We start from the raw sequence: 7,173 nt of genomic DNA, 5'->3' as shown, positions 1-7,173 counted from the left end.
ACCCTGCTGAGCGCGCCGCCCCACGAGTCGAGCTGCAGGAAACCGTCGCGCTGGCCGTCCACCAGTTCGGCGATCCGCTTGCCACGGACGCGGTGGCGCAGCATCCGGGACGACGCGACGAACGCCGTGCCGGGGTCGTCCGCAGGGCCCGCGAAGAAGCGCATGGCCTCCAGGTAGGTCATCTCCCGCACCGTCCGCTCACCGCCGGGCGGCATGCGGTCGAGCAGCCTGTGCAGGTCCTTCGCCTGGCCGACGTAGGTGCCGTCGAACCCGATCGTGGACAGCGCGCCCGTCGCCGTGATGCCGCAGCCGGACCACAGCTCGTCCGGGGTCGTGGCGATCCACTCCTGCCAGGCGTCGAACACGTCGGCCGTCGCGCCTGCCGGGTACTGGAGGCTGAACACCGCGAGGTCCGGCGCGGGATCGGTGCGGAACGTGAACGACGTGACGATGCCGAAGTTGCCGCCGCCGCCACCGCGCAGCGCCCAGAACAGGTCGGGCTCCTCATGCGCTGACACCGTGCGGTGGCAGCCGTCCGGCGTGACGATCCTGGCGCTGGTCAGGTGGTCGCAGGTCAGGCCGTACTTGCGGCCGATCACGCCGATGCCGCCGCCGAGCGTGAGCCCGCCGATGCCGACCGTGCCGCACGAGCCGGCGGGCAGTGCCCGGCCCGCGCCGCCGATCCCCTCGTAGACGTCGATCAGCCTGGCGCCGGCACCGACCCGCGCGGAACTGCCGTCGACCCGCACGTCCGCCATGCCTCCGAGGTCGGCGACAAGGCCGTGTTCCGGCACCGAGTAGCCCGCGTAGCTGTGCTTTCCGCTGCGCGCGGCGATCGGGATGCGTTCGTGCGACGCGAAGTCCAGGCACGCCTGGACGTCCTGAGGACTGACGCACCGCGCGATCGCGGCCGGCCTGCGGTTCGCGTAGACGTGGTTGTACGGCAACCGGAGCTGGTCGTAGCCCGCGTCCTGCGGCAGCACGAGCCGGTCACCGAGGCGTTTGCGCAGCTTGGCCCAGTTCGTGTCCGCGACGGCCGTGCCCGAGCTCATCCCCAGACCCGTGACGGCGAGCGCGGTCCCCTGCAAGAAAGTTCGCCTGTTGATCCCCATGGCAGAAACACCCCCGGCTCCGATCGTGGGTTGTCCTGCGCCGAGATCACCACCCGAGTGCGCGTCGCTTCACCCGATCGTCGCAACGCCGTGCGGCAACGTGCCCATCCGGTCTGATCAGCCGGCCGTCTCTGATCTGGAAGCCGGGACCGGCGGTGCGGGAGTTCGGGACGAGCTCGCCGCCGTCCGTGGTGAGCGGGGAGTTCTCGTACGTCGACGGCGTGAAGGGCTTGCCCGAGTCGATGCCTTCGCCGGACTCGAGCGCTTTCTGCCGGTGGATGCGCTCTTCTTCGTTGCCCGGCACCAGGAATCGCATGGTGTCGCCGGTGATGCGGAGGTTCTCGTCGGCGGCTCGCCCGCGTTCGGCGTCGTAGGAGTCGAGGAGATTCGGGCCCGCCTCGCCGTTGCGGTCGGCGGCGATCTTCCACGCGGCGTTGTCGGCGTCGCAGATCCCCGAGTTCAGGCCGCGGGCGCCGAACGGGCTCATCACGTGCGCGGCGTCGCCCGCGAGCAGGATCCTGCCCTTCCTGAACGTACCGGCGCGGCGCTGGTGGAAGCGGTAGGTCGACTGCCAGACCACCTCGTACGGCTTGTCGCCGACGATCGCGCGGATGCGGTCGTCGGTGAGCTCGACGTCCTCCGCGACCTGCCAGTCGATCCGCCAGACGCCGTTCGGTTGCGGGTGCAGGAGAACCTGACGGCCTGGGTTCCACGGCGGGTCGAAGTAGAAGCGGCGTTCCGGTGTCTCGAAGTCCAGGTCAACGCGAACGTCGGCGATGATGAACCTGTCGTCGAACGACAAGCCCTCGAACGGGATGTTCAGCAGCTGCCTGACCGTCGAGTGCACGCCGTCGGCCGCGATGCAGTGGCTGGCTTGCAGATCCTTTGTGGACACTCCTTCGTCGTCCTGGGTCAGGCTTTCGAGCGCGTGGCCGTAGCGGAGCTCGATGAGCGGTTCCTGGCGGACGCGTTCTTCCAGCAGCTGCTCGACGACGGTCTGCGGGGTGTTCACGAACGGCGGGAAACCCTCGGCCTCCGGGAAGGTCAGGGTCAGCACCTCGCGGTCGCGGTAGTAGGTGCGGCCGGTGTACCAGGTGACGCCCGCGTCGGCGACGGCCTGGCCGACGCCGATCCGTTCGAGGATCTCCAGGACGTCGCGCTGCACGCAGATCGATCGGCTGCCCTGTTGTTGCCTGCCGGTGGCTTTCTCCAGGATCACGCTCGGCACGCCGGCTTTCGCGAGGAACAGCGCGGCGGTCATCCCCACCGGCCCGGCGCCGACGACGAGCACCGGTTTCATTGCAGGGCGTCCCAGACCGCGCGGTCGCGTTCCGCGGTCCAGATGTCCGGCCAGTCCTTGCCGTCGCACTCGTCCCAGTAGCGCTTCACGTCGAACGGCAGGCAGTGCTCGAAGATCGGCCAGCGTCCGTAGCGGGGTTCGAGGGTCTCGTGCGCGAGTTCGAAGGCCTGCTTGAGCGTGCCTCCCTCGGCGTGCACTCCGCCGACCGTGCGGCGCAGCTCGTTGAGGAAGTGCCTGCTCTGCTCGATCGCGGCCTCGACCTCCAAGCGGTCACGGGCGACCTTGCCGCGTCCGCCGACGAGCACCTCCACGCCGAGGTCCGCGATCTCGTCCAAAGTGGACGTCGCCCACTCGTCGTGGAACGCGTCGCCGGTGTAGAGCGCGGCCTGCGACTCGACCAGATCACCGGCGAAGAGGATGCGTTGCTGCGGCAGCCACGCCACGATGTCGCCGGCCGTGTGCCCGCGGCCGAGGTGCTGCAGCAACAGGTCGCCGCGGTCCTCGCCGAGCGGGATGCTCATGCGGTCCGAGAACGTGAGCGTCGGCCAGGTCAGCCCCGGGATCTCCTCCGGCTGCTCGAAGAGCCGCGGCATGCGGCCGAACTCGCTCTCCCAGTCCTGCTGCCCGCGTTCGGCGATCAGCACCCGCGTCATCTCGTGCGCGACGATCTCCTGGGCGTCGAACGCGCTGGCACCGAGCGTGCGGACGGCGTGGTAGTGGCTGAGCACGAGATACCGGACGGGCTTGTCCGTGTGCTTTCTGAGCTGTGCGAGCCACCGTCGTGCTGCCGCCGGGGTGGCGCGGGCTTCGAAGCAGATCAGGAAGTCCTCGGCCTCGATCGCCCCGACGTTGGGGTCGCCTTCGGCGGTCAGGGTGTAGACGCCGTCGGCGAGCTCGACGAACACCTCGTCCTTCGGGGCGAGGTCGGCGCTGGAGGCGAAAGGCTTCTTCGGCGGCTTTTTGGCCATGCCTCCACCGTGTCAGGAGGCCTTCACGATCGGCAACCGCAATGCGGCTGGAGCTTGATCGGGAACCGCCGGGTTCTTCGGCTTCGCCGGGTTGATGCGCTTGTACTTCTGGCCCTGCTCCGGCCGTTCGTCCTGTTCGCCCTTGTTCGGCCACAGCGAGAACGCCCGCTCGGCCTGCGCGGCGATGGTGAGGCTCGGGTTCACGCCGAGGTTGGCACTGATCGCCGCACCGTCCACAACGGACAGTCCGGGGTAGTTGAAGACCCGGTGGTACGGGTCGATCACGCCTTCTTCTTCACTGGCCGCGATCGCACAGCCGCCGATGAAGTGCGCGGTCAGCGGGATGTTGAACAGCTCACCCCACGTACCACCCGCCATGCCGTCGATGTGCTTGGCGGCCAGCAGGTTCGCCTCGTGTCCGGCCGGGATGAACGCCGGGTTGGGCTCACCGTGCCCCTGCTTGCTGGTGAGCTTTCCGCGTTTGAGGAACGTGGTGATGGAGTTGTCGAGGCTCTGCATGACCAGCAGGATCACGGTCCGCTCGCTCCACCGGTGCACGCTCAGCAGCCTCAGCAACCTCAACGGGTGCCTGACCGCCTGCTTGATGAACTGCAGCCACCGCGGGGTGCTCATCGCGCCGTCCGTGGCGAGGGTTTGCAGCAGCCCCATGGCGTTGCTGCCCTTGCCGTACCGGACCGGCTCGATGTGCGTGATCTCGTCGGGGTGGATGGAGCTGGTGATCGCGACGCCCTTGGTGAAGTCGTTCTGCGGGTCGACGGTGTACCGCGCGGCCCCGATGATCGACTCGGAGTTGGTGCGGGTGAGCTCGCCGAGCTTGCCCGAGATCTTCGGCAAGGTGGTCGCCTTCGCCTTGTGCAGCAGCTGCTGGGTGCCCCAGGTGCCGGCGGCGATGACGACCTGGTCCGCGGTGAAGGTCCTGGTGGCCCGTCCACCGGTCATCTTGGTGTCGACGGTCCACTTGCCGTCTGTTTGCTGCAGCTGGGTGACCGTGGTGAGCGGGAAGACCTTCGCGCCGAGCTTCTCCGCGAGGTACAGGTAGTTCTTGACCAGCGTGTTCTTGGCTCCGACCCGGCAGCCGGACATGCAGCTGCCGCACTCGGTGCAGCCCGTGCGCTGCGGCCCGGCGCCACCGAAGTACGGGTCGTCGGCGGGCTTTCCCGGCTCGCCGAAGAACACCCCGACGGGCGTGGCGTGGTAGCTGTCCTCGACGCCCATGTCCTTCGCGACCTTCTGCATGACGACGTCGCTCGGGGTCGTCGTGGGGTTCGTGACGACACCCAGCATGCGGCTCGCCTGGTCGTAGAACGGCTCCAGCTCGTCCTGCCAGTCGGTGATGTGCGCCCACTGCCGGTCCTCGTAGAACGGCTTGAGCGGCCGGTACAGCGTGTTGGCGTAGACGAGGCTGCCCCCGCCGACGCCCGCGCCGGCCAGCACCATGACGTTGCGCAGGAGGTGGATGCGCTGGATGCCGAAGCACTTGAGCTGCGGCGCCCACAGGTACTTCCGCAGGTTCCAGCTGGTCTTGGCGAACTCGTCGTCGGCGAACCTGCGACCTGCCTCCAGGACAGCGACGCGGTAGCCCTTCTCGGTCAGGCGGAGCGCGGCCACGCTGCCACCGAACCCGGAGCCGACGATGACGACATCGAAGTTACCGGCGAGTTCACCCATGAACCGGAGAGTAGGCGTTACTTCCGGTAACGCCTAGTCCCGATTTGGTTCAGAGCTGATCAATGCGGTCCACAAGTCGACCGCCCGCTCCAGACTCAGCGCGCCGCCACTGTCCGAAGGCGGCCGGCACATCGTCGAAAGACGTGCGGCCTGACTCACAACACCAGGCCTTCGATCACCCAGACCATGAACGCGACGGCCAGCGCGGTGATCACCAGACCGCCGCAGACGAACAGCGCCAGCGCCTTCCAGCCGATGCCGCCAACGCCTTCCTCCGCCGCTTCGTCAGCCTCTTCCAGCTTCACGAGCTCTTCGACGTCCTGGACCTCGGCGTCCGTGTCGATCGTGTCCACATCCGTGCTGCTGGTGCTGTTGTCGCCGAACAGGGAGTCCAAGTCCATGCCTTTCAGGACGCGTGAGTGGCCGAGCCGGTTGCAAGATCATCTCTGAGCCCGGGCGGCTACCGGAAGGCTCAGGAAAACCCGATCCGACGAGCGGCACGACCCCCAACCCTAAGGGGACTCCAGCGTCTCGGTTCGCCGCGGTTGGGCGTTGAACCACAGGCGGGACTCCGGGAGGTACTGCAGCACGATCGCGGGGACGACGACCAGCAGTGGCCACAGGGCCAGGCAGAAGATGCCGCCCATCACGGACAGCACCAAGCGACGGTCGCGGCCGCGCTTCAGCTGGCGGTTGAAGAGCAGCAGCACGCCGCCGTAGATCGCGATCAGGATGTTGGCCAGGCGGATGTCCTGGTACAGCGAGCCCAGCACGATCACGAGGCCCAACGCGAGCCAGAGCACCCAGGCGATGGTGACGACGAGAGGACGCTTCATGCGCGCCACCGTGCACCGGCGGCCCTTGCACTTCGATTGCGGCAAGGGCCGTCGGTGGATCAGCCGCGGATGGTCAGGCCGACCTTCTGGAACTCCTTGAGGTCCGAGTAGCCGGTCTTGGCCATGGCCCGCTTGAGGGCGCCGAACAGGTTCGTCACGCCGCGCGGGTCCGAGGACGGGCCGAACAGCAGCTTGCGGAGGTCGAGCTCCTGGTCGACCGCGTCGGCGACGAGGCTGCGCGGCACGGACGGGTGCGCGGAGGACGCCGTCCAGTACAGGCCCTGGCCCGGTGCCTCGGTCGCGGCGGCGAGGGGCTCGCCCAGCATCACGGCGTCGGCACCGCAGGCGATGGACTTCGCCACGTCGCCAGAGGTCGTGATGCCACCGTCGGCGATGACGTGCACGTAGCGGCCGCCGGTCTCGTCGAGGTAGTCGCGGCGGGCGGCCGCGGCGTCGGCGATCGCGGTGGCCATCGGCACGCCGATGCCCAGGACCGAGTCGGTGGTGGTGACGCCCGGCGTGTAGCCGTACCCGACGATCACGCCCGCCGCGCCGGTGCGCATCAGGTGCATGGCGGTGCGGTAGTCGCCGACACCGCCGGCGATCACCGGGATGTCGAGGTCCGCGATGAACGACTTCAGGTTCAGCGGCTCGCCGTCGCGCGACACGTGCTCGGCCGAGATGATCGTGCCCTGCACGACCAGGATCTCGACGCCCGCGGCCAGCAGGTCCGGCGTGAGCTCGGCTGCGCGCTGCGGGCTGACGCGGACCGCCACGGTGACACCCGACTCGCGGACCTGCTTGATCGCCTCGGCGACCAGGTCCATCCGCAACGGGGCGGCGTGCAGCTCCTGCAGCACCTTCACGGCCGCGGCCGGGTCGTCGTTGTCCTCGGTGGCCTGGACCAGGCGGAACAGCGCCTCGTCCACGTCACCGTGCCGCGCCCAGAGACCCTCGGCGTTGAGCACGCCGAGACCGCCCAGCTCACCGACCGCGACCGCGACGCCCGGCGACACGATCGCGTCGGTCGGGTGGGTGATCAGCGGGATGTCGAAGCGGTAGGCATCGATCTGCCACGTCGTGGAGACGTCCTTCGACGACCTCGTGCGACGGGACGGGATGATCTCGATGTCGTCCAGCTCGTAGGCCCGCCTCGCGGTCCGGCCCATGCCGATCTCGACCAGATCGCGCACCTGTGGTTCCTCTCCTCGTTCGTCTGGGGGTCTGGGGCCGCCCCCAGAGACAACACGCGAGCGAACGTGGTCCGC

Annotated in this window: 7 protein-coding genes; all 7 read right to left on the bottom strand. The window is 68.7% G+C overall.

What is annotated here, in order from left to right; translation table 11 throughout:
* A partial coding sequence (locus UK23_RS03535) for an FAD-binding oxidoreductase (RefSeq protein ID WP_052684325.1) occupies positions 1–1,112 on the bottom strand: 1,112 nt, incomplete at its 3' end.
* A 46-nt stretch (positions 1,113–1,158) separates the two neighbouring features.
* Positions 1,159–2,412, bottom strand: a complete 1,254-nt coding sequence (locus tag UK23_RS03530) for an FAD-dependent monooxygenase (RefSeq protein WP_045309874.1) — start codon at positions 2,410–2,412, stop codon at positions 1,159–1,161.
* The gene (locus UK23_RS03525) at positions 2,409–3,380 is read right to left on the bottom strand and encodes an MBL fold metallo-hydrolase (RefSeq protein ID WP_045309873.1); all 972 of its coding nucleotides are present in this window, start codon (positions 3,378–3,380) and stop codon (positions 2,409–2,411) included. Before UK23_RS03525 ends, UK23_RS03530 begins: the two co-directional genes overlap by 4 nt.
* 12 nt (positions 3,381–3,392) lie before the next feature.
* Positions 3,393–5,069, bottom strand: a complete 1,677-nt coding sequence (locus UK23_RS03520; protein WP_045309872.1) for an FAD-dependent oxidoreductase — start codon at positions 5,067–5,069, stop codon at positions 3,393–3,395.
* Between the two features lie 155 nt (positions 5,070–5,224).
* Complete coding sequence (locus tag UK23_RS03515) at positions 5,225–5,470, bottom strand: hypothetical protein (protein WP_045309871.1); 246 nt, start codon at positions 5,468–5,470, stop codon at positions 5,225–5,227.
* Between the two features lie 111 nt (positions 5,471–5,581).
* Positions 5,582–5,905 carry a hypothetical protein gene (locus tag UK23_RS03510; RefSeq protein ID WP_045309870.1) on the bottom strand — a complete coding sequence of 108 codons (324 nt, stop codon included), beginning with the start codon at positions 5,903–5,905 and terminating at the stop codon, positions 5,582–5,584.
* 59 nt (positions 5,906–5,964) lie between these two features.
* Positions 5,965–7,098: a GuaB3 family IMP dehydrogenase-related protein gene (locus UK23_RS03505; RefSeq protein WP_045309869.1), complete on the bottom strand. Its 1,134-nt coding sequence runs from the start codon at positions 7,096–7,098 to the stop codon at positions 5,965–5,967.
* Positions 7,099–7,173: the final 75 nt, after the last annotated feature.

Source organism: Lentzea aerocolonigenes, from assembly GCF_000955955.1.
Classification (GTDB): Bacteria; Actinomycetota; Actinomycetes; order Mycobacteriales; family Pseudonocardiaceae; genus Lentzea; species Lentzea aerocolonigenes_A.
The sequence above is the reverse complement of the archived record's forward strand: the minus strand, read 5'-3'. Positions and strand labels throughout refer to the sequence as shown.